General features: G+C 49.6%; 23 protein-coding genes. 8 read left to right on the top strand and 15 right to left on the bottom strand.

The window, feature by feature from the left end; translation table 11 throughout:
- Window positions 1-3: 3 nt before the first annotated feature.
- The 15 genes from uvrA to F8N00_RS00950 form a co-directional block, all read right to left on the bottom strand.
- A complete protein-coding gene (gene uvrA, locus F8N00_RS01020; RefSeq protein WP_035396286.1) occupies window positions 4-2859 on the bottom strand; it encodes an excinuclease ABC subunit UvrA in 2856 nt (951 codons plus the stop codon).
- A 1-nt stretch (window position 2860) separates the two neighbouring features.
- Window positions 2861-4828, bottom strand: coding sequence for an excinuclease ABC subunit UvrB (gene uvrB / locus F8N00_RS01015; RefSeq protein ID WP_075642814.1), 1968 nt, complete (start codon window positions 4826-4828; stop codon window positions 2861-2863).
- 207 nt (window positions 4829-5035) lie between these two features.
- Window positions 5036-6199 carry a PDZ domain-containing protein gene (locus F8N00_RS01010; RefSeq protein ID WP_421017614.1) on the bottom strand — a complete coding sequence of 388 codons (1164 nt, stop codon included), beginning with the start codon at window positions 6197-6199 and terminating at the stop codon, window positions 5036-5038.
- Window positions 6200-6221: 22 nt separating this feature from the next.
- A complete protein-coding gene (locus tag F8N00_RS01005) occupies window positions 6222-7646 on the bottom strand; it encodes a S41 family peptidase (protein ID WP_421017613.1) in 1425 nt (474 codons plus the stop codon).
- Window positions 7647-7740: 94 nt separating this feature from the next.
- Window positions 7741-9126, bottom strand: a complete 1386-nt coding sequence (locus F8N00_RS01000) for a peptidoglycan DD-metalloendopeptidase family protein (protein ID WP_421017612.1) — start codon at window positions 9124-9126, stop codon at window positions 7741-7743.
- Between the two features lie 40 nt (window positions 9127-9166).
- On the bottom strand, window positions 9167-10066 hold the full coding sequence (gene ftsX, locus F8N00_RS00995) for a permease-like cell division protein FtsX (RefSeq protein ID WP_023469239.1): 900 nt from the start codon (window positions 10064-10066) through the stop codon (window positions 9167-9169).
- Complete coding sequence (gene ftsE, locus F8N00_RS00990; protein WP_023469240.1) at window positions 10056-10742, bottom strand: cell division ATP-binding protein FtsE; 687 nt, start codon at window positions 10740-10742, stop codon at window positions 10056-10058. The genes ftsX and ftsE overlap by 11 nt, the downstream gene beginning before the upstream one ends.
- Before the next feature lie 195 nt (window positions 10743-10937).
- Window positions 10938-11309, bottom strand: a complete 372-nt coding sequence (gene cccB, locus F8N00_RS00985; RefSeq protein ID WP_023469241.1) for a cytochrome c551 — start codon at window positions 11307-11309, stop codon at window positions 10938-10940.
- A gap of 116 nt (window positions 11310-11425) precedes the next feature.
- Window positions 11426-12295: a YitT family protein gene (locus tag F8N00_RS00980; protein ID WP_313634904.1), complete on the bottom strand. Its 870-nt coding sequence runs from the start codon at window positions 12293-12295 to the stop codon at window positions 11426-11428.
- Window positions 12296-12392: 97 nt separating this feature from the next.
- A complete protein-coding gene (locus F8N00_RS00975) occupies window positions 12393-12896 on the bottom strand; it encodes a GNAT family N-acetyltransferase (protein WP_421017611.1) in 504 nt (167 codons plus the stop codon).
- Window positions 12896-13663 (bottom strand): class I SAM-dependent methyltransferase, encoded by a 768-nt coding sequence (locus F8N00_RS00970; protein WP_421017610.1) that lies wholly within the window; start codon window positions 13661-13663, stop codon window positions 12896-12898. Before F8N00_RS00970 ends, F8N00_RS00975 begins: the two co-directional genes overlap by 1 nt.
- Window positions 13664-13723: 60 nt before the next feature.
- Window positions 13724-14824, bottom strand: a complete 1101-nt coding sequence (gene prfB, locus F8N00_RS00965; RefSeq protein WP_023469245.1) for a peptide chain release factor 2 — start codon at window positions 14822-14824, stop codon at window positions 13724-13726.
- A gap of 68 nt (window positions 14825-14892) precedes the next feature.
- Complete coding sequence (gene secA, locus F8N00_RS00960) at window positions 14893-17412, bottom strand: preprotein translocase subunit SecA (RefSeq protein ID WP_029342500.1); 2520 nt, start codon at window positions 17410-17412, stop codon at window positions 14893-14895.
- A gap of 216 nt (window positions 17413-17628) precedes the next feature.
- Window positions 17629-18192, bottom strand: a complete 564-nt coding sequence (gene hpf, locus F8N00_RS00955) for a ribosome hibernation-promoting factor, HPF/YfiA family (RefSeq protein WP_023469247.1) — start codon at window positions 18190-18192, stop codon at window positions 17629-17631.
- Window positions 18193-18471: 279 nt separating this feature from the next.
- A complete protein-coding gene (locus F8N00_RS00950) occupies window positions 18472-18672 on the bottom strand; it encodes a cold shock domain-containing protein (protein WP_023469248.1) in 201 nt (66 codons plus the stop codon).
- Between the two features lie 252 nt (window positions 18673-18924).
- On the opposite strand from F8N00_RS00950, the gene F8N00_RS00945 reads away from it, so the two are divergent.
- The 8 genes from F8N00_RS00945 to F8N00_RS00910 all read left to right on the top strand — a co-directional run bounded on the left by F8N00_RS00945 (window position 18925) and on the right by F8N00_RS00910 (window position 25854).
- A complete protein-coding gene (locus F8N00_RS00945) occupies window positions 18925-19431 on the top strand; it encodes a competence protein ComK (RefSeq protein WP_023469249.1) in 507 nt (168 codons plus the stop codon).
- A 94-nt stretch (window positions 19432-19525) separates the two neighbouring features.
- Window positions 19526-21367, top strand: coding sequence for a hypothetical protein (locus tag F8N00_RS00940; RefSeq protein WP_421017609.1), 1842 nt, complete (start codon window positions 19526-19528; stop codon window positions 21365-21367).
- Window positions 21368-21378: 11 nt separating this feature from the next.
- On the top strand, window positions 21379-21669 hold the full coding sequence (locus tag F8N00_RS00935) for an EscU/YscU/HrcU family type III secretion system export apparatus switch protein (RefSeq protein WP_053454192.1): 291 nt from the start codon (window positions 21379-21381) through the stop codon (window positions 21667-21669).
- A complete protein-coding gene (gene fliS, locus F8N00_RS00930; RefSeq protein ID WP_421017608.1) occupies window positions 21666-22058 on the top strand; it encodes a flagellar export chaperone FliS in 393 nt (130 codons plus the stop codon). Before F8N00_RS00935 ends, fliS begins: the two co-directional genes overlap by 4 nt.
- Complete coding sequence (locus F8N00_RS00925; protein ID WP_421017607.1) at window positions 22055-22942, top strand: flagellin; 888 nt, start codon at window positions 22055-22057, stop codon at window positions 22940-22942. Before fliS ends, F8N00_RS00925 begins: the two co-directional genes overlap by 4 nt.
- A 16-nt stretch (window positions 22943-22958) precedes the next feature.
- A complete protein-coding gene (locus F8N00_RS00920; RefSeq protein WP_053454195.1) occupies window positions 22959-23399 on the top strand; it encodes a YaaR family protein in 441 nt (146 codons plus the stop codon).
- 24 nt (window positions 23400-23423) lie between these two features.
- Window positions 23424-24092: a DUF2225 domain-containing protein gene (locus tag F8N00_RS00915; protein WP_421017606.1), complete on the top strand. Its 669-nt coding sequence runs from the start codon at window positions 23424-23426 to the stop codon at window positions 24090-24092.
- 28 nt (window positions 24093-24120) lie between these two features.
- On the top strand, window positions 24121-25854 hold the full coding sequence (locus F8N00_RS00910) for a diguanylate cyclase domain-containing protein (RefSeq protein WP_421017605.1): 1734 nt from the start codon (window positions 24121-24123) through the stop codon (window positions 25852-25854).
- Window positions 25855-25898: the final 44 nt, after the last annotated feature.

Below are 25898 nucleotides of genomic sequence, written 5' to 3'. Positions count from 1 at the left end.
GTTTCACGATTCAATTCGTGCCGCATCGCGTTCAAGGACAGGTGCGAGGTATCGTCCCGTGTAGGATGCTTCAACTTCAGCGATGTGTTCCGGTGTACCGGCAGCAACGATCGTTCCGCCACCGTCGCCACCTTCAGGTCCAAGATCAATCAAGTAGTCGGCCGTCTTGATGACGTCCAAGTTGTGTTCGATGACGAGTACTGTATCGCCATTGTCGACAAGACGTTGCAACACTTTCAGGAGACGCGCGATATCATGGACGTGAAGCCCTGTCGTCGGTTCATCGAGAATATAGATCGTCTTCCCAGTCGAGCGTTTATGCAACTCGGACGCCAGTTTAACACGTTGCGCTTCCCCGCCGGACAGTTCCGTCGCTGGTTGACCGAGACGCATGTACGTCAGACCGACGTCAGCGATCGTCTGCAGTTTCCGCGTAATCTTCGGAATGTTCTCGAAGAAGGCAAGGGCATCTTCAACCGTCATCTCAAGCACGTCGGCAATCGTTTTGCCTTTATATTTCACTTCGAGTGTTTCGCGGTTGTAGCGTTTTCCGTGACAGACTTCACACGGAACATAGACGTCCGGTAAGAAGTGCATCTCAATCTTGATGATCCCGTCGCCACGACACGCTTCACAACGTCCACCCTTGATGTTGAAACTGAAACGTCCTTTTTTGTAACCACGGAGTTTCGCTTCGTTCGTCGAAGCAAAAACGTCCCGAATGTCATCGAAGACACCGGTATACGTTGCCGGGTTCGAACGCGGTGTCCGACCGATTGGTGACTGATCGATATCGATGACCTTATCGATTTGATCAAGACCGGTGATCCCTTTATGAGCACCCGGTTTTTCTTTCGCCCGGTTCATCTCGTGCGCAATCGTCTTATAGAGAATTTCATTGATCAACGTCGATTTCCCGGAGCCCGAGACACCGGTGACGGCGACGAACAGACCAAGCGGAATGTCGACATCGACGTTCTTCAGGTTGTTTTCCGATGCTTTGTGGATATGGAGCATCCGACCGTCTGGCTCTTTGCGTGTTGACGGAACAGGAATGAACTTCTTCCCGGACAAGTATTGACCAGTCAACGAGTTCGCATCCTGCATCAACTCTTCCGGTTTCCCGGCTGCCGTGACGAATCCACCGTGATCGCCGGCACCAGGTCCGATATCGATCAAGTAGTCAGCTGCCATCATCGTGTCTTCATCGTGTTCGACGACAATCAACGTGTTGCCGAGATCACGCATCGCCTTCAGCGTATTGATCAGACGATCATTATCGCGTTGGTGTAAGCCAATCGATGGTTCATCGAGAACGTAGAGGACGCCCGTCAGACGCGAACCAATTTGTGTCGCAAGACGAATCCGTTGCGCTTCTCCACCGGATAACGTCCCCGCTGCGCGTGAGATCGTCAGGTAATCGAGACCGACGTTCTCAAGGAACGACGCCCGTTCGTGAATCTCACGGACGATCATCCGCGAAATCGTCTGATCCTTCTCACTTAATTTCTCCGGCAGTTCGTCGAAGAACATGACCGCTTGTTTGACAGACATCTTCGTCACTTCACCGATATGGTGGTCAGATACTTTGACGGCGAGCGATTCCCGTTTCAAGCGATGTCCTTTACACGTCGGACATGCTTTCTTCGCCATATAGCCTTCCATCTGTTCCCGGATATAATCAGACGATGTCTCCTTGAAGCGACGCTGTAAGTTATTGAGGACCCCTTCGAAGTAGAGATTCGTATTTCGGACCATCCCGAAGTCGTTCTCATACCGGAAGTGGATCTCTTCCTTCGTGTTTCCGTTCAAGATCGTTTCACGGTGTTCTTCTGACAACTGTTCGAATGGTGTATCCATATCGATCTTAAAGTGGTCACAGACCGCTTTGAGCAATTGTGGATAATACTGCGAGCTTGTCGGTTCCCACGCTACGATTGCCCCTTCGTTCAATGACTTATCAGGATGCGGCACGACGAGATCAACATCGACCTCAAGCTTCGTTCCGAGACCGTCACATGACGTACAAGCACCAAACGGTGAGTTGAACGAGAACATCCGTGGTTCGAGTTCGCCGATCGAAAAGCCACAGATCGGACAAGCATGATGTTCACTGAACAATAATTCGTTGCCATCCATCGTATCGACGATGACCCGACCGTCCGCGAGGCGAAGTGCAGTCTCCAGTGAATCCGCAAGACGGGCTTCGACATCTGGTCGCACGACGACACGGTCGACGACGACTTCGATCGAGTGTTTCTTGTTTTTCTCAAGCGTGATCTCTTCAGCGAGATCCATCGTCTCTCCGTTGACACGAACGCGGACGAAGCCTTCCTTCTTCAAATCGTCGAGCACCTTGACGTGCGTTCCTTTTCGTCCGGAAACGATTGGCGCGAGAATTTGCAGACGCGTCCGCTCCGGTAACTCCATCACTTGGTCGACCATCTGACTGATCGTCTGGCTCGAAATCTCGATTCCGTGATTTGGACAAATCGGTTTACCAATTCGTGCGTACAATAGACGCAGATAATCATAGATTTCTGTGACCGTTCCGACCGTCGACCGTGGGTTTTTACTCGTCGTCTTCTGGTCGATTGAAATTGCTGGACTCAGTCCTTCGATCGTGTCGACATCCGGTTTATCCATCTGTCCGAGGAACTGACGGGCATAGGCTGATAAACTTTCGACATAACGTCGTTGTCCTTCCGCGTAAATCGTGTCGAAGGCAAGCGACGATTTCCCTGACCCGGACAAGCCCGTCAAGACGACGAGCTGATCGCGGGGAATTTCGACATCGATGTTTTGTAGATTATTGACGCGAGCGCCTTTGATGATAATCTGATTCTTCTTTTCTCCCAACTTAGGCACCTGCTTTCAATTCTAATATGAGGTCGCGGAGCTCAGCAGCTCGTTCGAACTGCATGTCTTTCGCCGCTTGACGCATCTCTTGGTCAAGCTGTTCAAGCAACGTTTCGCGCTCCGGTTTTTTGAGTTTGTTGAACTTCTCGAGTTTTTCGACGGTATCGTCGCTCTCGATCGTCGTACTGATGACACCACGGACGTCTTTTTTGATCGTCTGCGGCGTGATGCCATGTTCTTCGTTGAACGCCATCTGGATCGCGCGACGGCGTTCCGTCTCATCGATTGCGCGTTGCATCGAATCGGTGACTTTATCGGCAAACAAGATGACGTGTCCTTCCGCGTTCCGCGCCGCCCGACCAATCGTTTGAATCAGCGAACGGTCCGAACGGAGGAAGCCTTCCTTATCGGCATCGAGAATCGTCACGAGTGAGACTTCCGGAATATCGAGTCCTTCTCGTAACAAGTTGATCCCGACGAGGACATCGTATTTCCCAAGCCGCAAGTCACGGATGATTTCAATCCGTTCCAGCGTCTTGATCTCCGAGTGCATATAGTTGACCTTAACACCGTTCTCTTTCAAGTAATCAGTTAAATCTTCTGCCATCTTCTTCGTCAGTGTCGTCACGAGAACACGTTCGTTCTTCGCGACCCGGTCACGGATGTTATCCATCAAGTAATCGATTTGTCCCGTGATCGGATGAATCTCGATCGTCGGATCGACGAGACCAGTCGGACGGATGATTTGCTCGACCATCTCTTTTGAATGTTCGAGTTCATACGGTCCTGGTGTCGCCGAGATATAGATCGCCTGACTGACTTTCTCCTCGAACTCCTCGAATCGTAACGGACGGTTGTCTTTTGCCGACGGAAGACGGAAGCCGTGATCGACGAGGACTTGTTTCCGCGCCTGGTCTCCGTTATACATCCCGCGAATTTGCGGCAGCGTGACGTGCGACTCATCGGCAACGAGTAAGAAGTCCTTCGGGAAGTAATCAAGCAACGTATACGGTGTTGCCCCTTCCGGCATCAAGTTCAAGTGACGTGAATAGTTCTCGATTCCGGAACAATAGCCCATCTCGCGCATCATCTCAAGGTCGTAATTCGTCCGTTGTTCGAGCCGTTGCGCTTCGAGCAACTGGTTGTCTTCACGCAACTTCGCAAGCTGGACCTCTAGTTCCTTCTCGATGTTCGCGATCGCCTTCTGCAGACGGGTATCCCCCGTCACGAAGTGGGACGCCGGGAAGATCGAGATGTGCTCGCGGTCCGCAACGATCTCACCTGTCAGCGGATCCATGTCACGAATCCGTTCGATCTCGTCACCGAAGAACTCGACTCGAACACACTGTTCGTCGCGTGACGCCGGGAAGATTTCGACGACGTCTCCGCGGACGCGGAACCGTCCGCGCTGGAAGTCGATGTCGTTACGCTCATACTGGATGTCGATTAGACGACGGAGCATCTCGTTACGTCCCATCTCATTGCCGACACGCAGTGACAAGACGTGGTTATTGTACTCTTCCGGGTTACCAAGACCATAGATACACGAAACAGAAGCAACGATCAAGACGTCCTCCCGTTCGAACAGGGCGGACGTCGCCGAGTGACGTAGTTTATCAATCTCATCGTTGATCGAAGAGTCCTTCTCAATGAACGTATCCGTTGATGGAACATATGCTTCCGGTTGATAATAATCATAAAAACTAACGAAGTATTCGACCGCATTGTTCGGGAAGAATTCCTTAAACTCCGAGTAGAGTTGTCCCGCTAGTGTTTTGTTATGGGCAAGGACGAGCGTCGGTTTCTTGATTTCCTTGATGACGTTCGAGACCGTGAACGTCTTCCCGGTACCGGTCGCCCCAAGCAACGTCTGATGTCGTTCGCCTTGTTTTAGCCCAGTCACCAATTTTTCGATTGCCGTCGGCTGATCACCGCCTGGCTCAAATGGTGAAACGAGTTCAAAATCCATCGTTTGCTTCCCCCTCATCACGTAAAAAATCTATTTTTATTGTACCACTTTACGAACAAACATTCGATTATGAAGTGCTCCTTTTAGGAAGTTACCCTTTTTTTCGAAAATGCAAAAGTTTCTTTTTGCTTCGAGTGTTGATCCTCGATTTTTCTGCCGACAAAAAAAATCCCTGTCACGGCTGTTCCGTGACAGGGATGTACTAATTTAATGCAAGGACCGCACTTTAGTGCGACCATGGACCGGCTCGTTGACGAACAGGATACCGAGCTCATGATGATCTTGTTCATAGAAGGCACGTTGCGCAAACCGGATGTCGCCGTTATGGTTCATGACTTCAAGACGCAGATACGGTTTGTGTTTTTGGATGGCTTCGTAGAAAGATGTTTCCGAATCGACCTTCTCACCATTGACTTTATAAATCGCTTCGCCCGGAATCAAGCCCATCTCAGCAGCTGGTTTATCAGGTAGCGTTCCAAGAATGACGGCACCACGCGTTCCATTGAGGAACAATGGGGTCTGTGCCCGGTTCAAGCGTTTGACCCGCTGATGCAATAGGATATGCAGGACGAGCAACAAGACGATTCCGTACAGCCATTCAGCTTGTCCGGTGACGTATGCAAGAACCGTCAGTAGAATCGCGACGAGACTCGTGATCAAACGTCCTTGAACGAGCGGACGCATCAATTCTTTCGGCAACTTACCCGTAAAGAGGAAGCTGAAGCCGATCGGTAACCAAAGCACGATCGGAACGAGCTCTGGGAAGCTGTAACGTGGCCACCAAGCTTCAAGCACGTCGCCCGGAACAAAGACGAGCAAAGGCAATAGCCAAAGTTTATTCGCTGACAACCCACCGATGAAGCGACCACGCTTCGAGACGACAAGTGACGGTGACAGGCGTCGCTTTCCGCGCCACCAGACGAGTAGACATTCCGCGACGAGCGTTAACGTCGCAAGCAATAAAATCATTTTCGGATCAACCGCTCGAACCGGATCAAGACGTGCATCCATTAGAAACCAGCCGGCAAGTCCAAGCAAGACGATCGGCCAAAGCGGTACGTTCAAGCGGACAATCCCGACCAACAACAGGACGCTCGAGAGTCCGAGTAACAACAGAGCGTATTGCGGCGTCAGCGTCAATCCGAGCCAGCCGCTGACGACGGATAAGACGAGACCAATTAGTAACCCAGGTAAAAGTGTTTCGAGGACATCGCTTCGTTTACCGTGTGTCCGGGAGCGAAATAGTCCACGTTCCCGTTTAACACGCCGGATGCCGATGACCCAACTGACAAGGAGTGCTAACCACAAGGTCGGACTGGCGATGAGACTAATCGCGGTCCAACCAATTTCATCGAGTAATTCCACGCGCATTCAGACCTCTTTCCATTCCTTATTATTGAGCAGCGACCTCGAGTGCTTTTTTCCGCTGGACGTCATTCTTATCGTCCTCGAGTTTCTTCAGGAGACGCGTCTCCATCTCACCCGCTGTCTGCTGATCGATTTTTCCAGTGACATCAAGCTTCGCATCCTTTTGCAAGGCTTCGACGGCTTGCTTCATCGTGTCACCGAAATACCCATTTTGTCCTTTTGGCTCGAAACCGATTGCTTCGAGAACGAGGTGAGCATTTTCGACTGATTTTCCATAATCGCCGACTGTGAGTGACTTTTGATCAGTCAGGATCTTCGTGACGTTGAAGTACGCCGGTTGCTTGACTTCAATCGTCGGCTTAACGCCTTTTTTATGAATCCAGTTGCCGTCCGGTGTCAGCCATTTGTTCGTCGTTAACTTCAAATCGCTACCGTCCTTCAAGTCATAGGCACTTTGGACGATGCCTTTACCGAACGATTTCGTACCGACGACCTCAGCCCCGGCACCTTCCTTTAGACCGGCTGCCAGAATCTCGGACGCGGACGCTGATCCGCCGTCTTCGAGCACGACGATGTTATACGGTTTCTTCTCGTCTGCCTTCCCGAATTCCTGCTGACGCTCTCCCTTATTGTTCTCGACTTGATAAATCGGAACGTCCTTCGGAATAAACGGTGCAATCATGCTTGAGACAGCCGTCAAAAGACCACCCGGATTTCCGCGAACATCGATGACGAGTCCATCGATATTCTGACTCTCGAGTTTCGCGAGCCCCTTCTCGAACTCTTTAGCCGTCGGTTCTGAGAACTGTGTCACTTGCAAGACACCAATCTTCTTCCCGTTGACGTCCTCGGTCGACGTATAGACCGTCTCAATCGGAATCGTATCCCGTTTGATCGTGATGTCCATCGCGTCTTGACCGCTACGTTGAATCGTCAGGACGACGTTCGTTCCTTTTTCACCACGGATTTTCTTGACCGCCTGATCCGTCTTTTGCCCTTTCGTCGACTTGCCGTCGATTTTTAAGATGACGTCACCCGGTTTGATCCCGGCTTTTTCAGCGGGTGATCCCTTAATCGGTGAGACGATAACGATCGACTCGCCTTTTTGTTCCAGTGTCGCACCGATCCCTTCAAATGAAGACGATAGATTCGTATTGAACGATGCTGTCTCCGACTCATCCATATAGACGGAATACGGATCGTCAAGCACTTCCGCCATACCGGATAATGCACCGTCCAGCAGTTCTTTATCCGTTACGTCCTCTAGATAGTTCTGTTCGATCATTTGACGGACCTGATCAACTTTTTTCCAATCACCCGTCGCATTCGCAGACGACGATGACGTCGAGACAGAATCCGTTCCTCCCGCCGCTAACATCCCGACAGCGCCTGCCCCTAAACCAAGCCCGAAGGTACTGACCGCGATGACTGCTGTTGTAGATTTTTTCACGCTTGATTCCCCACTTCCGTTAAAAAACGCCTTATTTTTTTCAGTATAGCAAAAAAAGATAGGTTACCCTATCTTTTCAGTATTCTATGGGATGTCAAAAGATGTACGGTGCCGGATCGACTGCATTCGGTTGACCGGCAGCCCACTCTCCCTTATGCAATTCGAAATGCAGATGCGGTCCTGTCGACCAGCCGGTTGATCCAAGTGTGCCGACGGTTTGACCCGGCATGACCGTTTGACCGGCTTTGACATCGATTGACTCCAGGTGGGCATAAACGGTCGTATAGACCTGATCATCAATTAAATGAGTTACCATGACGACATTGCCGTACCCCGTCGCACTGCCTGCACGCAAAACAATTCCTCCGGCTGCCGCATGAATCGGTGTCCCTTTCGCATTGACGAGATCGATTCCCTTATGGATCTCCGGCTTTCCAGTCAACGGATTGTTTCGTGGACCGAACGGTGATGAGACATAGCCTTGCACCGGTAAATGGAACGGACGATTCGAATCGACGTCTGCTGGTGTATCAGGTGTTTCAGAAGGTACTTCGACTTCAGGGACGGGTGGCTTCGTTTTCTCAGCATCCGCTTCCTGTTGTTTCGCTGCAGCAGCACGCGCAGCTTCTGCTTGCCGTTTGGCTTCCGCTACTCGCTTCGCTTCGGCTTGACGTGCTGCCTCGATTGCCCGTCGCTTTGCTTCTTCTTTTGCTTTTCGTTCTGCTTCTTTCAGTGCAGCCAGTTCATTTTGAATCAACTGTCGCTGATCAGCGAGAATTTCTGCTTCTTCAGCTTTTGAGAACTGCTCTTGTTGCAACGCTTTTACCTTCGTGTTCAACTGGACGACCAGCTTTCGCTTCAACTCCGATTCTGAGATGATTTGCGTCTGAAGGACAAGTAATTTCCGTTGCTCCCGCTTCAGACTTTCGAGCAACAACGCTTGCTCGGATCGCTGTTCGTTCAACTGGCTGACGTTCGTCTTATATGTTTGCAGGACATCATCATCTTGCTTCATGATCTCACTGACTGTGCTGAAGCGCGAAATCAAATCACCGAAGTCTTTCGCGTCAAGCAAGACCTCGATGTAGGTAACGTCTCCTTTTTGCTGGACGGCACGTAAGCGACTGCCTAGTAAATCTTCTTGTTGATGTAATTCCTTCAACGTTTCGGAAATGGCTTCTTCCGTCAGACGTAATCGTTCCTTAGATGCAACAACAGCCGCTTGTTGATCGGCTATCTTACGCGCTAAATCATCCAAACGGCTGTTGACTTCATCCAGTTGCGCACGGGCTTCCTTGCGCTGCTGTTTCGTCAAGATCAACTTCTCTGATGTCTGATTCTGTGATCGTTCCGTCTCTTTTAGACGGCTTTCGACCTCCTGTTGTTCCTTCAACAAATCTTCTTTCGACGTGGCATGAACGGACACGCTAGTTCCAATCAAAGCTAAGCTCAGGACGACAGAATAGAATCGGACTTTCATGAGAAGCATCTCTCCTCTATTTTATTTTTAAATGAATCGATTAAATCTTCAAGAAACGACCGAGTGAAGTTGTCGATCCCCAGACACCGATGAATGCACCGAGACCGAGTAAGATTAAGACGACCTCTAGTGATAATTGTCCTGGCGGAATCAGTGAGAAGATTCCTTCGTTAATCGTTGCCAGTTGAGGTTGAATCACATTATACGAGGCTTCATAACCAAAGTAGACAACGACAATTGGGATGATCGCACCCAATATCCCCATCAACAACCCTTCAACGAAGAACGGTGCACGGATGAATCCGTTTTTCGCTCCTACGAGACGCATGATCTCGATTTCCCGACGACGGGAGAAGATCGTGACTTTGATCGTATTCGAAATGAGGAACATCGCCATGAACGTCAAACCGACGATCAGGATGATTCCACCGATCCGAACTCCTTCAAGGAAGTTAAACATCTTTTTAACATAGTCCTTACCATATTCGACACTATCTATATTTTCCATTTTATTGATGGAATTTGCAAGTGTTTCTGTCTCTTTTGGTGAGGTAGCTTTGACGATGTATCGATCGTGAAGCGGGTTATCTTTTTCAACAGACCGATACGCTTGTGAACCTTCGCCAAGTTGCTCCTTGAAGCGGTCCAGTTCTTCTTCTTTCGAACTATAACGGACAGAGGCGACACCCGGTAATTGCTTCAATGAATCGCCAACTGAATCAATTTTTGCTTGGTCTGCTTCCCGTTCGACGAAGACTTGGATCTCGACGTCTTTTTCGACGTTATCAGAAATCTTGTTGACGTTGAACATGAGCATTGCGAATATTCCTACGAGAAGTAGTGTGACGGTAACGGCACTGACTGAAGCGAATGTCATCCAGCCGTTCCGGACGAGACCTTTTGCCCCTTCCCGTAAATGACGGAATCCATTAAACTTCATAGCCGTACATTCCTTTCTCTTCGTCTCGGACGATTTTTCCACCGTCAATCGCTAAGACACGATGACGCATCTTGTTGACGATGTCTCGGTTGTGTGTCGCCATTACGACCGTTGTCCCACGGCGATAGATCTCTTCGAACACTTCCATGATCTCCCATGCAGTATCCGGGTCCAAGTTTCCTGTCGGTTCATCGGCGATTACGAGTGACGGACGATTGACGATGGCTCTCGCGATCGAGATTCGTTGTTGTTCGCCCCCAGATAATTCATCCGGATAGTTCCGTTCCTTATGCTTGAGCTTGACGAGATCGAGTACCTCGAGCACCTTCTGGCGGATTTGTGACTTGTCTTCTCCTACGACCTCTAATGCGAAGGCGACATTTTCATAAACCGTCAATGACGGGAGTAGTTTGAAATCTTGGAAGATGACGCCGATTTGGCGACGAAGTTCGGGGATTTGACGGTTCTTCAACTTACCGACTTCGATTCCTTTAAATAAAAATGAACCGCTCGTTGGTTTCTCTTCGCGGTACATCATTTTCATGAATGTTGACTTACCCGCACCCGACGGACCGACGATATAGACGAATTCGCCTTGATCAATCGTCAAATCGACCTCACGGAGTGCCGTGACGCCGTTCGGATAAATCTTACTGATTCGTTGCATCTTGATCACGTACTTCACATCCTTACTTATTTACTGATGCTGAATGGATAGGTCTAAAAACCCACCGACCACCATTATAACAGGGACGAAATTGAACGCACATTACAATCAAATGTCATTTCAAGCGATGATACCATAAAAAAGAGGTACGAGATGACGAACACATGTCGTGTCTGTCATCTCATACCCCATCATATCCCATAATTACTTTTTATCCGCGAGCCAGTCAGCAACGGCAACGATTTCTTCATCCTCTTTGAGGATTCCAGCCGGCATTTGCCCTTTCCCGTTCTTGATGATCTCTTGAATCTCTTCTGAAGAGTATTTCGAGCCGACCTTCGTCAGATTTGGTCCGACATTTCCTTCAAGGTTGTTCCCGTGACACGATGCACAGTTGTTCGCGAAGATTTTTTCCGCATCAACAGCTGTTTCCGTCTTCGACGAATCATCGTTCATCGTCGACTCTTCCTTCGTACTTGACGAATCGCTAGAGCTGGAGTCGTCACTACCACCACATGCTGCGAGTGCAAGCGTCGTGCCTAACCCTAACGCGAGTAACAAGTTTTTCAGCTTCATCCGGATATCCCCCTCTTGTAAGTATCTAAGTAAACGCTTCTGATCCTAGTTAGAGTATAACCGTTATGCAGAAGAGTTAAGCATGATTTCACAAAAACTTCACGAGTTTGGAACAATTACGGCACATTCCGGTAGCGTTTGTCGTCCGTAAAACCGAGTCCGAGAACTTCATGCGCTTCACTGACGACAAGGAACGCCGACGGGTCGATGTGTTTGACGATCTCTTTAAGCGTTGTGATCTCTCCTTGGCGGACGACGACCATCAGCATCGGTTTCCGTGTCCGCGTAAACGCACCCGCTGCCTCGATCTCCGTCGCTCCGCGATCGAGAGTCTCAAAGATTTCCTTCACTAACGCTTCCCGTTGATCGGAAATGATATAGGCGAGCTTGTCGTTCGTGATCCCGAGTTGGACGACGTCGATCATCTTGATCGTGATGAACAAGGCGACGAGCGCGTACAGTCCGATCTCAAGCGAGAAGATTGTCGCTGCACTGATGACGATCGTTCCGTCGAGCAAGGCGATACAGAGATGGAGTGGCAATTTTGTGAAACGGTGCAAAATTTGCGCAATCAAATCCATTCCCCCGGTCGAGGCACGTCCCCGGAAGATCAGACCGAGTCCGATCCCGACACCGGCACCACCGAAGATCGCGGCAAGCATCGGATTCATCGTCGCAGCCGGAACATCGAACCGCTCGTAGACGAGGATGACGACCGGTAAAAAGATCGACCCGACGAGTGATTTGACGCCAAAACCCATCCCGAGGATCATCCACCCGATCGCGAGCAAGACGATGTTCGCGACGAGTTGGAACAAGCCGGGTGAGATCCCGAACAGATCGTTCAAGACGATCGATAAGCCACTAACGCCTCCTGAAGCGAGTTGATTCGGTGCTAAAAATAAACTAAAGGCACTTGCGACGAACAAGGACCCGATTAACAAATACGCATAATCGCGCACGACTTCCTGACGTGTCGATGTCATGACATTCCATTTCCCCTTATCGATTGATTCTCGTGTTTCATTTTAGCGGAAAAGTCAGACAACGACTAGAGAGGCGGAACAACTCACAGTGTTCCCTTTATACCGCACTAAAGGGCGGACTGTAGCGGACGATGCCGCTGACGCCACGCAACCCATTCCGTTCGAGGGCAAGGACGAGAAAGACTTCTGGCGGAACGGGGAACGGTGGCTCAATACCGTAGTCGATCGCCCGTTCGAAACCAAACTGTGGATAGTAGCTGTCGTGACCAAGCACGACGATATGTGATTCACCGGCATCCCGTGCATCCTCGATCACCTGGCGGATCAACTCAGAACCGATGCCCTTTCGTTGCCAAGCCGGCAACACACCGACCGGCGCTAAGGCAAGTGACGGGATGTCACCGATATGGATTCGGCTCAAGAGGACATGACCGACGATTTCTCCTTTGTCGGTCATCGCGACGCGACCAAAGACCGGTTGCGCCGCTTCGTCCTCGCGTAACGCATCCACGAGGTTCGCTTCGTTCGGTTGTTCGAACGCTGCCTCATGGACAAGCCGGATTCCCGCTGCATCCTTGAAGCCTTCTTTACGGATAATCATCAGCTATTGCTCCCTTCGAGTGGTTTCATTGCGAGTAGCGTGAACTCGGACGGGATGTTCTCACCGTTCCAGCCACGATGCTCGTCGAATCGTTCTAATGTGAAACGTGTTGCGATGACGCCGTTTAAAATCTCACTCAGCGTAAAGTAACGGACGGAGACGTCCGGAAAATCGGTTTGTTCCGCGTCCGTAAAGTGCGTCTTATACGCCAAATCGCCTGATTGCAACGCTTGATCGAAATAACGCGGTCGATACGTCAAATCCGCATCGATCCAGCGGCCGACCGGATGAAAATCGCTAAGGATCAACTGCCCACCGGGTCGCAAGATCGTAAACAAAATCTGCAGAAAACGCTCGAGATCCGCAAAGTAATGCAAAATCCCGCCTTCTAAGTAGAGGAGGTCAAACGTATTGCGATATCGTTCAAGATCGATCGCGTAGAGATCCCCGACGACATAGTTGATTGATGTCTCAGCATGGTGCGCTAGTTCAAGCGCGTACTTGGCATTCTCCTCTGAAATATCGAACACGGTGACGTCTGCTCCGAGTAACGCTAACGGCACCGCCTTGCGTCCGTTCGAACCACAGATGTTCGCGATCGTCTTCCCGGCGACGTCTTCGAAATGACGACGATGTTTCTTCAAACATGCGGCTGGATCTTGTTTGATGATCGCAGCATATTCTGCCGGTGTTCCGTCACGCTTTTCCCAAAATTCATATGCCCGGTACTCCCACGCTTGTTTGTTGATCCGACTTTGCTCCTGCATTACTGTTCCCCCTTTGACGGTCAAAAAACCAGTCGAACATCGTCCGACTGGTTGGTTGTCTTACATATTCATGAGACGGAGGTACGCATCGATGAAGCCCATGATGTCGCCATCCATTGCCCCTTGCGTGTTCCCGACTTCATAGTTCGTACGGTGATCCTTGACCATGCTGTATGGGTGGAAGACGTACGAACGAATTTGGCTACCCCATGCGATATCCGATTTTTCACCACGGATTTCGTCGAGTTTCTTTTGTTGCTCTTCGATTTCGCGTTGGTAGAGTTTCGCTTTCAACATCTTCATCGCCGCTTCACGGTTTTTGATTTGCGACCGTTCTTGTTGACAAGAGACGACGACGCCTGTCGGAACGTGGGTGATCCGGACAGCCGAGTCTGTCGTATTGATGTGCTGCCCACCGGCACCAGAGGCACGGTACGTATCGATCCGTAAATCTTCCGTACGGACTTCGATGTCGATGTCATCGTTGAATTCCGGCATGACGTCACACGAGACGAACGATGTATGACGGCGACCTGACGAGTCAAACGGTGAGATCCGGACTAAACGATGGATCCCTTTTTCAGCTTTTAAGTATCCATAGGCATTGTGCCCTTGAATACGGAGCGTGACCGATTTAACACCTGCTTCATCACCCGGTTGGTAGTCCATCGTTTCGACTTTCCAGCCTTGCTTGTCGCAGAAACGTTGGTACATCCGTAGTAACATCGATGCCCAGTCTTGCGACTCGGTGCCACCCGCACCTGGGTGTAACTCGAGGATCGCGTTGTTTGCGTCATACTCGCCGTTTAAGAGAATTTGGAGTTCGAAGTCTTCGAACTTCTTCTTGAGGTCGCCAAGTTCTGACTCGAGCTCTTCTTGAAGATCCGCATCCGGCTCTTCCTTGATCAATTCGTACGTCAAAGCGACGTTCTCGTGACCTGCTTCGAGTTCTTTGTATTTATCGACCATCGCTTTTAAGCCGTTCGACTCATCGATGACTTTTTGTGCCGATTCTTGGTTGTTCCAGAAGTCTGGGTACGTCATCTCGTTTTCAAGTTCTTCGATTCGGGCAATCTTCGACTCGAGGTCGAGTGATGCCTTATATTCGTCGAGTTTCTTTTCCATCCACTCGGCGGTGTTGCGAATTTCTGCTAATTCCATGTGTTCCACCTTCTCTTTCCGTGAAAAGAGGCAGGAATCTCCTGCCTCTCTTTCAGTCGATTCATCACTTATGCCTGACGGCCGTGACAGTTCTTATATTTCTTACCGGATCCACACCAGCACGGATCGTTGCGTCCGATTTGATCGTTTGGATTTTTCCGGACCGGTTTTTTCTTGACCGCTTTGTCTTCCTTACCCGAAACGGCGACTTCGTCTTGGACGACTTTTTCGCGTTTGAGGTTTGGATCAAGATCTGCCCGAAGGACGAATTGTGTCACTTCTTCTGCGATCGCAGCGTTCATCGCATCAAACATCATCGAACCTTCCGATTGGTATTCACGGAGCGGGTCGTTTTGACCGTATGCCCGGAGGTGAATCCCTTCACGGAGTTGATCCATTTGATCGATATGGTTCATCCAGTGTTGGTCAACGGCACGAAGAACGATGACTTTTTCGAACTCATCGAATGCTTCGGCTGGGACTTCTGACCGTTTGTGCTCGTAGTGCGCGAATGTCCGCTCTTTAAGCAACTCGATGATCTCTTCACGTTCTTTTCCGAAGAGGTCGCTTTCCGTGACCTTCTCTTCGATCGCAAGCGTCTGGTTTGCCCACTCCGCAAGTGCACCGATGCTCCACTCTTCCGGGACGAACTCGACCGGCGTGTACTGATGGACGCCTGCTTCGATCGTCTGCTCGATCATCGGACGGACGATATCTGACACGGAACCCGCATCGAGAATCGCTGCCCGGTCCGCGTACATGACTTTCCGTTGGTCCGCCATGACGTTATCGTAGCCGAGGACTTGTTTCCGCGCATCAAAGTTGTTTCCTTCGACGCGTTTTTGAGCCGATTCAACGGCACGAGACACCATCCGGCTCTCGATTGGTTGTGAATCATCCATTCCGAGACGATCCATCATAGATTGCAGTGAGTCGGAACCGAAACGACGCATCAACTCATCTTCGAGTGACAGATAGAATTGTGATGCCCCTGGGTCCCCTTGACGACCGGCACGACCACGGAGCTGGTTATCAATACGGCGTGATTCGTGACGTTCTGTCCCGAGGATGAAGAGACCACCTTTATCTAAGACACCTTCACCAAGCTTGATGTCGGTACCACGACCGGCCATGTTCGTTGCGATCGTGACCGAGTTCGCTTGACCAGCGTTCTCGATGATTTCCGCTTCACGTGCGTGGTTTTTCGCGTTCAAGACTTCGTGACGAATGCCACGTTTCTTGAGGATGTTACTGAGTAACTCCGACGTCTCAACGGCAACCGTACCGACTAGGACAGGCTGTCCTTCGCGGTGGGCACGTTCGATTTCGTCTGCGACGGCAGCGAACTTCCCGTTCATCGTCTTGAAGATTAAGTCCGGCATATCGTTTCGGACGACTGGTTTGTTCGTCGGAACCGGTACGACGTGCATGTTGTAGATGTTACGGAACTCTTCTTCCTCTGTCTTCGCTGTACCCGTCATCCCGGCAAGCTTCGTATACATTCGGAAGAAGTTTTGGTACGTGATCGTCGCAAGGGTCATCGATTCGCGTTGAATCTCGACGCCTTCCTTCGCTTCGATCGCTTGGTGCAGACCTTCTGAGTAACGACGACCTTCCATGACACGACCCGTGAATTGGTCGATGATCATGACTTCGTCTTCGCGGACCATATAGTCGACGTCGCGATGCATGACGGCGTTCGCCCGAAGCGCGAGGCTCAAGTGATGGTTAAGTGAGACGTGCTCAAGACCAAACAGGTTATCAATGCCGAAATATTTCTCAGCGCGGTCAATTCCTTGCTCCGTCAACAGGACACTCTTCGTCTTGATGTCGACGGTGTAGTCTTCATCTGCTTTCATGATTTTCGCGAATGCATCGGCTTGCGAATAGAGCGCTGTCGATTTCTCGGCAGACCCTGAGATGATGAGCGGTGTCCGCGCTTCATCGACGAGGATTGAGTCGACTTCATCGACGACAGCGTAATGGAGCGGTCGTTGTACACGGTCTTCTTTATACAGGACCATGTTGTCACGCAAGTAGTCGAAACCGAACTCATTGTTCGTTCCGTACGTGATGTCACAACTGTAGGCTGCTTGTTTTTCCTGACGCGACATGCTTGAGAGGTTCAAGCCGACCGATAGACCAAGGGCCGCATAAAGAGGTTCCATGATGTCACGGTCACGTTTTGCAAGATATTCGTTGACGGTAACGACGTGAACGCCGTTGCCAGCGAGGGCATTCAAATAAACAGGGAGTGTTGCGACGAGTGTCTTACCTTCCCCGGTCTTCATTTCGGCGATATCCCCGTTATGCAGGACATATCCACCGATCAACTGAACGCGGTAGTGGCGCATGCCGAGAACGCGTGTTGACACTTCGCGACAGACCGCGAAAGCTTCCGGTAAAATATCATCTAAGTCTTCTCCGTTAGCGAGACGCTCACGGAATTCAACGACTTTTCCTTCGAGTTCTTGATCCGATAATGCACCGATTTGTGTCTCGAATGCTTCCACAGCGTCTGCTGCTTTTTCGGCTTTCTTCAGGACACGTTTCGTTGGTGCAAATAATTCTTTTAGAAAATTAGCCATGCCTTACAGTCCCCTTACTTCGAACGATTCTTTGAACGAACAGAATTCCGAGATTTTTCCTTTATTCAGTGTACCGAATACGACGTCAAATTTCAACAAGCGGACCGAGTAGCGGTCTCGGTCTTTCGTCATAGAGCACACGTATCGTGTTTAAAAATAGTTTTCCATCATATCAAAAAGGGACTCGCCCGTAAGAGCGAGTCCCTGTTACATTCATTATTCTGGTTCAATCAAACCGTAACGACCATCCTTACGACGGTAGACGACGTTCGTGTTGCCCGTTTCTGCGTCTGAGAAGACGAAGAATGCGTGTCCGAGCATGTCCATCTGAAGAATCGCTTCTTCCGTGTCCATTGGTTTGAGTGTGAAACGCTTCGTCCGAACGAGTTCGAGTTCTGCCTCGTCCTCTTCATAGACTGGCGCTTCCGCTTCCGGTCCTTCGAGCGTTTTGAAGTACTCTCCGATGCCGCCTTCTTTAGCGCGTCCTCTCCGGTTCAACTTCGTTTTGTGTTTCCGGATTTGACGTTCGAGCTTATCGACGACGAGGTCGATGGCTGCATACATATCGCCATTGATATCCTCTGCGCGGAGCAAGAGGTTTGGCATTGGAATCGTCACTTCGACTTTTTGCTTCTCATTGTTGACTTTGAGATTGACATAAGCCGTTTGCGCTTCCGTAGGAGTTGTAAAATAACGAGTTAACTTTTCAAGCTTTTTCTCGACGTAATCCTTGAGAGCATCTGTGACGTCCAAGTTTTCACCGCGAATGTTGTAGATCATGTAAACTCCTCCTTAAGTAACCGGTTGAACCTATGAATTCGAGATGATCCAGTCGTTTCCTTCTGAATATTCGAAATTCTTTGGTTCGTTTTTATTATAGCACGATAAGTGAAGGAAGACCATGAAAACGATGACATTCTCATGAACGTTCACTTCGATTCTTAGCGTACGATAATATTGAAGCATGTTGATGTTAACGTATATACCCGTTTCAAATGGATTCAAAACAAAAACCGCTTTTAGGCGGATGGCCTAAAAACGGTGGCGGCTGCTATTGGATTAGATCTTTGAAACGTTCGCAGCTTGTGGACCACGATCGCCTTCAACGATTTCAAATTCCACTTCTTCGCCTTCTTCAAGTGATTTGTAGCCATCGACTTGAATCGCTGAGAAGTGTACGAAGACGTCTTTCGCGTCAGACGTTTCGATGAATCCATAACCCTTTTCAGCATTAAACCATTTGACTTTACCTTGTTCCATTCGAATTCACGTTCCCTTCGCAAACCAGAGTACGAGAGCAAGCTCTCACGAATTAGTCTATCAAAAGAAGGAATTATTGACAATTAAAAATTCTGATTATTTAGAAACCATTACCACGTAATTATCAATTTCCACCAAGACATTGTTCTATATTTCAAAAAATTACATTGTCATTACATTTGTAATATTGTATTATATCGTTAGTAATTACCTGTTTTATCCATTGTCCCATTTGAGGAGGATGTAGTCGACATGCGACCATTCCATAATGATGAAAAGTATCGAATCACGAAGCGGACCGTAGCAATCTTACCTTGCTACGACATGATGAAGCAGTCCATCATCGTGCTAGAAGATGGTTCTACCATCATGACGCCACTTCGACCGTATCAACTGTTGCAATTATCGTGCAGGCAGTACAATAGTTCTATTGAGGAACGGATCGTCACCGCAAAACGTGTCGCATCCGTGAAAGGAAAAGTCCCGATTGTCATCGAACCGTCACTCGGCCTCGTCTTTTTCCCTACCAAATCACCGAAACGTGATGATTGCGAATGGTACGCTTGGAGTCATATGATTGATGTCCTCGAAGAGGATGGACAGACTAAGCTGAAGACCCGCAATGGCATGATCCTTCCCGTGAACGCCTCTCCTTACATCGTCCGCAACCAAATGAAAGCAACAGGTGAGCTTATGGCTCGCTATCAACAATTGAACGCGATGACATTAGAGGAACGCTTTAATGCAATCAAATCTTGAAAAAACGAAGGTTGGGCGATATTTTCGCTCAACCCTTTTTCGTTTCTGCCGATATATAATAAGATGATGTATTTTGAAAAAAGGAGGACGTTTGATGAATATCCAGTTGAATCCAGCTCGTTCGACGGTACCTGCCGGACAAACCGTTCTTTCGGAGACGAAGACATATAAAGGAACTGTCTTGGAACAAACAGGACCGCATACGGCGCTCGTTCAAGTCGGACGGGATAAAATCGAGATGACATTCACTGGAGATGTTCCGACAGGTGATTTCCAGTTTAAAGTAAAAGGTCAAACGGCAGAAGGTTATCTGATCGAACAGCTACCGACCGTCTCAGGATCTGACGCTGAAACACCGTCCGCCGTCTCGATTCCGTCAAACGTCGATCCTGCTTTACTCGAAGGCGTGCCAGCAGACCTGAAACCGGCTGTCGCAAAACTCCTTGCGAGCGGTCAGTTGCCTCAAACACCGGAAGTCGTCGCCCAACTGGTCACTGCCCTTCAAGGCAGCTACAAGGATCTTGTCCTTGAACTCGTCTCGCGTCCTAACAATTCCCTTCCACCGGAAGCAGAACTCTTGATCGATAGCCTGTTAGCGACGACAGAAGACTTCGTCGATGTCCTTCCGGAACGCGACGCCTTACGCGACCAACCGACTTTTGAAAAAGCCGTTGCTCTTGACGTTGCACGCGCTACTTTACCGACGCAGCGGGATATCGAAGCTGCGACACCGTTGCATATGCGTCAGTACATTGAACATTTGCCAGCGAAGGAACGCCCCGAACTCATTACAGCGCTTGATCAAGGGGACGTCGAAACGGTCCGAAAACAACTGACACCTTACTTCCCGCAAGCTCCACTTGAGCCGAAGACGAGTGTCCGTGAGCAATTGATCGGTCTGACGGCGCGTGCCGCAAGTCCGGTCGAGCCCGCAACTGCGACGCGTTCAGCTCTGACGCTCGTCCGAGAGGTGACCCCTCGCTTAGCGGAGGTGACGAACGACTTCAAAAGCCAACAGCGAACGATTGTGTCACAACTACGACAAATCGAACCACTCGTCGAGTCCCGTCCGGTGCAAATGGTTGCTGTCATCGAAAGTACGGCACACCGCTTGAAGCAAATGTTCCAGCAAACGGACGCGATGTTGCATACGACGATGCGGGATGAAAAACAGTTGATCCACTTCTTATCTAAGCTCGAACGAGGCGCTGAACTCGCTTCCCTCGGTCGGGGAACGGAAGCGAAGGTACTACTGCAAGAAGTCCGAACGGGCTTTGAAGCCTTCCGCTACGCACCAGCGAACGTCCGTCCGACCTATTTACCGGAATGGAACGCGTCAAGCACTCGAACGCCAAACGACGCACCGACAAAACTCATACCGTATGAACCGAAACAAAACAGTCCGCGAGTTTTACAAGAAACGATTCAAAAAGCACTGCAGCTACAAAGCGCCGAGTTGAAGCTCGCTGCTCCGACTCTCAACCCGGAGGCTTCGAAGCTTCAGTCATTCTTAACAACGCAACAGCAAATCAATAAGCCTGATAATCAACAACAGTTGAATCAGATTCTGTTATCACTCCCGGTCCAAATCGTCGAAGCGACAGCCGGTCTTCATGTTCACCTTCAAAACAAGCGACCGGATGAAGTGATCGACTGGGAAAACAATACGTTGTACGTCCAGCTGAATACGAAACGCCTTGGGGATATCGGCGTACGCGTCGAAACCGTCAACCGAAAAATGCAAATCACGATCGAAAATGATCTCCCGATTCTCGAGCGACTTGCCGCACCTTTTCTCGAACGGACGACGGATGCCTTAGAAGCGACCGGTTATCAGGATGTCCGGATTCAGTTCCGACCGTTCACGAAAGAAGAACGCCCAGACGTTGCTACGCAAAAGGATGAGACGCCAAATGGGTACGATTATCGGATTTAAAGGAGGAAGCCATGTACCAGAAAATCGATTTAAAGCACCGAAAATCTGCTGCCGTTCTGCGTTACGATGAAGCATCTGGACAAGCACCTGTCGTCGTTGCTCGCGCGACAGGACAAGCGGCAGATCGGATCTTGCAGGAAGCTCGCGCCAACGGAATCGCTGTTGAACACGATACCTCGTTACTCGGTCACCTGCTCGATCTCGACCTTGGGACCGCGATTCCACCGCAACTCTATGACGTCATGGCAGAACTCCTCTTATTAATCGAAGAACTGGACCACGCGAAAGGACGACAGACATGACAGAACAAGAACTGTATCAGATGACCCCACAACAATTGACGGAAAAAATGTTACAAGGACTCGTTTTCCAGTATGAACAGGCAATCACGGCGATTGAAGCAAAAGCGTTTGATCACATGAATGAACGTCTTCAAAAAGCCTACGCGCTACTGACGAAGCTCTCGGAAGGACTGCATGACGACGGCGGCATCATCACCTCCCAACTCGAAGCATTATACTTTTACCTCGGTCAACAGACGCTGCGTGCCTACACAGAACATCACGTACTCACGGAAGCACTTTTCTTTGCTGAAGAACTGCTAGTTACATGGCAAGCAGCAAGTACAAATAAGCGCCCACTTGCTCGGGCAGCCCATCATGCAGGATATGAAAGGATGGCATACGAATGAAAATCTCAAACAATGTCCAAGCACTAAAGGCGTATCGTAACCTGACAGCGAATCAATTAAATGTCAAGACAACGATGGATAAACTATCAAGCGGTCAAAAGATTAATCGTGCTGCAGACGATGCAGCTGGTCTCGCCATCTCTGAGAAGATGCGGAATCGCTTGCAAGCACTCGATAAAGCAGAACAAAACGTTCTCGACGGCATCTCGATGGTGCAGACCTTAGAAGGCGGCATGAATGAAACGCATAGTCTCTTACAACGGATGCGTGAACTCGCTGTCCAAGCAAGTAACGGAACGCTCGCTCCTGAAGACCGTTCTTCGATCCAATCCGAAATCGACCAGTTAACGAATGAAGTGACACGTATCGCGAAGACGACCCAGTTCAACGGCAAAGATATCCTAACGGGTGACTTCGCTGAAGGGAAAAGCGCCCTCTTTATTCAAACGAATGCCGGGGCGAACGAAGGTATCTCGGTTACCGTCGAAGATATGCGTGGGCTGGCGCTCGGTATCAGTACGACGACTGCTCCAGCAACGGGTGGTGTCGCCATGACGGAAACGAGTGGCACGACGGAATATGCGTTAAGCGTCATGTCGAGTGAGAGTGCTAATACCGCCATCGAACTCTATACGAAAGCGATCGACAACGTTTCGAATCAGCGCGCGAAACTTGGTGCGATCCAAAACCGCTTTGAAGCAACGAATTCGGTCCTCAGTATCAGCCGTGAGAACTTGACGGCCTCCGAGTCACGGATTCGCGATACCGATATGGCACGGGAGATGATGGAGTATGCGAAGTACAACATCCTCAACCAATCCGGTATGGCCATGATTGCGCAAGCGAACGCATTACCGCAAGGCGTCTTGCAACTACTCAACTAAGAAGGAAGTGTCAGCTATGGACATTCGCCGCATTCAAGAAACCCAACGGCTTCAAGCAGCTCGGTCCGGTCCTCGGGAAGTCGAGGCATCAACGACCTTCTCTGCCTTGATGCAGGATAAACGAGAACATAAAGGCTACGAACGCCTCCAGCAAAAGTTACTGCTCGTCGAAGAGCACGGTCAACTCCTCGCTGAGAGTCATACAATCGAAAATCTAGAGAGCTACAAGGAGAAGATCAAGGACTTCCTGAAGGATGCATTGGATCAGTCACAGCAACTAGAAGAGAAACGTGGCTTCAATCGTCGTGGACGGACGAAAATTTATAAAGTCGTCGAACAAGTCGATACGAAGCTGTTGCAATTGACGGACACCGTCTTATCCGGAGAATCAAGACGACTTGATATTTTAGATCAAGTCGGGGAAATCAAAGGCATGCTCGTCAACGTCTTTGTCTAATCCGACAACATGAGGAGATTATCCATGCCTGAATTATATTCAAAAAAATGTAAGTGTACCTATTGCTTAAAAGAAACGGAGACGAAGCGTGTCCTATCCCGTCATATTCGAGTCGAGCGGACGGATTTTGACGGCTTCGTCCATTACCAAGGATCGAATCCCTATCTGTACGAACCGATCCAGTGTTCCCACTGTCGATTCGTCTTTCATGAATCGTTTGAAAAGTTGCGGACGGACGTGCGTCAGACACTCGAAGAGCAAATTTTACCAACGCTCCCAGTGTTGTCGTTCGCAGCAACGGAGCGAACGATTGAACAATCCTTACAACTATATAAATTAGCGCTCTATACGGCGCAAGTGACGGGACAAAAAGAGGCAATTCTTGCCATGCTCGGTGTTCGAATCGCTTGGATGTACCGAATGCTCGGAGACGAAGCTCAAGAATTGCAGTGGATGGAACGGTCGGTCACGAAGTACGAAGCCTTGTATCTCAATTATACCGACGCTGTTCGTACCGGTATCCCTCACGATGTCCTCTTACTGCGGATCAGCGACTTATATGCTGTCTTAAAACGGACGGATGATGCGAAACAATGGTATGGTCTCATCTTCCAAAGTAAGACCGTGTCGGACCGGACAAAAAAAGAAGCACGGGAACATTGGGAATTGTATCGTGAAACACATAACGTCTAATCAAATTACATAAAAAGGAGGATCACGCATGCGACACATGTCTCGCGTCCAGTGGTATGTCATCGTTACGTACATTGCCATTCTCGGATCAAGCTGGTTTCATGCTGGTCCGATTTTTGCTGTCTTCAGTACGATTGCCGGACTTCTCTATTGCTCGTGGGTAGCTCGTTCGTCTGGTACGTTACCGATCATCCGGCGAGCAATCGAGTGGTTCACGATCGGTATCATCTTGAACTTTGCCTTTAGCTTTTTACCAGTTGCCTGGCACCCACCAGAGCTCGATACCGTCGTCAACCTGACGATTACCGGCTTTTTTATCCTGACAGCGATGACTTTCGCGAAACAGATTAATTGGTCGACGGTCCGGCGCTTACCACTTCTTTACGTCGACGGGATTTTACTCTTCGGTATGACATTCGTTTTCGGTTATACAATCATCTTGAGGTATATACCGGATATTGCTCGTTCTTCCATTGAACTCGCTGGGATGAGCGGTTTTGCGCTTAGTTTTATTGCGCAACTATTCTTTTTCTTCTTACTTTATACGACCGGCTTGCACAGCACATCACATCGCTTACTGATTAAATCGATGCTTCTCTTCATCTTTGCAATTTTCGGTTACTATACGTTTTTCATCCGGAATCAGCTCGACATCGCCAGCTGGTTCTTCCCGTTGTATCCGGTCAGCTTATACGGCCTCTTGCAGTATTATAGAAAAACGCACTCGCCGGAAGCCTCCGAACGATGGACGATCTCGTACCTGCCCTATCTCAGTCTCTTGATCGTCGTTGGTGGCATCTCGTACGTACCGATTCCATCTACCATCTACTGGAGCAGTCTCATCGGTCTCTTCTCGCTCTTTTTCGTACGCCAATTTTTCTCCGAACGTCAAAACACACGACTCTTGCGTGAGCTGAGCCTTTCGGAACATGAGTTGTTACAACGCGTCAACGAAAAAACAGAACGCCTCGAACTGCGAAAGGAAGAGTACCGTCGACTATTTCTGAATCATCCGTATCCAATCGTTCGGATGGATGCCAACGGTCACGAAAAAGCGATGAATCCGATCGCGGAACAGTATTTTCCTGCCGGACAGCTTCCAGATCAACTGATGGAACAGATCGTCCCAATCAGTTGGCAAGGAACACCAATCGAACATCAATTGATGCAACTCGACGATGGACGCGCTTTTGAAGTGACGGTCATCTCGATTCCGCGCGAGCATGACTTCTACATTATCTTAGCGGACCGGACGCATGCCTTGACGGAAGAACGGATGTTACGTTCGCTTGGATATCAGGACGCGCTCACCGGCTTACCGAATCGTCGCTATTTCGAGGAAGTCCTATCAAATGAATTACTACATTGGCAAGAAGGATCGTTACTATTCATCGACTTAGATGGCTTTAAAGACATCAATGATCAGTTCGGTCATGACGCGGGAGACTTCGTTCTACAAGAGACGGCACGACGGCTAGAAGCGGATCTGCAGCAGACGGAGATGGCAGCACGACTTGGCGGCGACGAATTCATCGTCTTCTTACACCGAAATCGCGCAGGTACGATCCATTATGCAGAAAGCATTCTTAAGCGGCTGAATGAGGTGTTTCTTTATCAAGCGCAGACGATGCACGTCACGCCTTCGATCGGAATCGCACGTTACCCGGAAGACGGAACGACGACGAGTCTCCTATTGATTCGCGCCGATGAAGCGATGTATACCGTCAAGCAGGAAGACAAAAATGCCTATCGCTTCAAATAAAAAGAACGGAATCCGCGGATTCCGTTCTTTTTATCGTGTCATGA

The organism is Exiguobacterium sp. A1_3_1 (assembly GCF_048985645.1).
Classification (GTDB): Bacteria; Bacillota; Bacilli; order Exiguobacteriales; family Exiguobacteriaceae; genus Exiguobacterium_A; species Exiguobacterium_A indicum.
The sequence above is the reverse complement of the archived record's forward strand: the minus strand, read 5'-3'. Positions and strand labels throughout refer to the sequence as shown.

What these genes read in the sequence shown, in the direction of transcription:
- uvrB (WP_075642814.1), bottom strand. Translation starts at nt 4,828, where the DNA reads ATGGATTTTGAACTCGTTTCACCATTTGAGCCAGGCGGTGATCAGCCG.
- F8N00_RS01010 (WP_421017614.1), bottom strand. Translation starts at nt 6,199, where the DNA reads ATGCGCGTGGAATTACTCGATGAAATTGGTTGGACCGCGATTAGTCTC.
- F8N00_RS01000 (WP_421017612.1), bottom strand. Translation starts at nt 9,126, where the DNA reads ATGAAAGTCCGATTCTATTCTGTCGTCCTGAGCTTAGCTTTGATTGGA.
- ftsX (WP_023469239.1), bottom strand. Translation starts at nt 10,066, where the DNA reads ATGAAGTTTAATGGATTCCGTCATTTACGGGAAGGGGCAAAAGGTCTC.
- cccB (WP_023469241.1), bottom strand. Translation starts at nt 11,309, where the DNA reads ATGAAGCTGAAAAACTTGTTACTCGCGTTAGGGTTAGGCACGACGCTT.
- F8N00_RS00980 (WP_313634904.1), bottom strand. Translation starts at nt 12,295, where the DNA reads ATGACATCGACACGTCAGGAAGTCGTGCGCGATTATGCGTATTTGTTA.
- F8N00_RS00975 (WP_421017611.1), bottom strand. Translation starts at nt 12,896, where the DNA reads ATGATTATCCGTAAAGAAGGCTTCAAGGATGCAGCGGGAATCCGGCTT.
- F8N00_RS00970 (WP_421017610.1), bottom strand. Translation starts at nt 13,663, where the DNA reads ATGCAGGAGCAAAGTCGGATCAACAAACAAGCGTGGGAGTACCGGGCA.
- prfB (WP_023469245.1), bottom strand. Translation starts at nt 14,824, where the DNA reads ATGGAATTAGCAGAAATTCGCAACACCGCCGAGTGGATGGAAAAGAAA.
- secA (WP_029342500.1), bottom strand. Translation starts at nt 17,412, where the DNA reads ATGGCTAATTTTCTAAAAGAATTATTTGCACCAACGAAACGTGTCCTG.
- hpf (WP_023469247.1), bottom strand. Translation starts at nt 18,192, where the DNA reads ATGATCTACAACATTCGCGGTGAAAACTTGGACGTCACAGATGCTCTC.
- F8N00_RS00950 (WP_023469248.1), bottom strand. Translation starts at nt 18,672, where the DNA reads ATGGAACAAGGTAAAGTCAAATGGTTTAATGCTGAAAAGGGTTATGGA.
- F8N00_RS00945 (WP_023469249.1), top strand. Translation starts at nt 18,925, where the DNA reads ATGCGACCATTCCATAATGATGAAAAGTATCGAATCACGAAGCGGACC.
- F8N00_RS00940 (WP_421017609.1), top strand. Translation starts at nt 19,526, where the DNA reads ATGAATATCCAGTTGAATCCAGCTCGTTCGACGGTACCTGCCGGACAA.
- F8N00_RS00935 (WP_053454192.1), top strand. Translation starts at nt 21,379, where the DNA reads ATGTACCAGAAAATCGATTTAAAGCACCGAAAATCTGCTGCCGTTCTG.
- fliS (WP_421017608.1), top strand. Translation starts at nt 21,666, where the DNA reads ATGACAGAACAAGAACTGTATCAGATGACCCCACAACAATTGACGGAA.
- F8N00_RS00925 (WP_421017607.1), top strand. Translation starts at nt 22,055, where the DNA reads ATGAAAATCTCAAACAATGTCCAAGCACTAAAGGCGTATCGTAACCTG.
- F8N00_RS00920 (WP_053454195.1), top strand. Translation starts at nt 22,959, where the DNA reads ATGGACATTCGCCGCATTCAAGAAACCCAACGGCTTCAAGCAGCTCGG.
- F8N00_RS00915 (WP_421017606.1), top strand. Translation starts at nt 23,424, where the DNA reads ATGCCTGAATTATATTCAAAAAAATGTAAGTGTACCTATTGCTTAAAA.
- F8N00_RS00910 (WP_421017605.1), top strand. Translation starts at nt 24,121, where the DNA reads ATGCGACACATGTCTCGCGTCCAGTGGTATGTCATCGTTACGTACATT.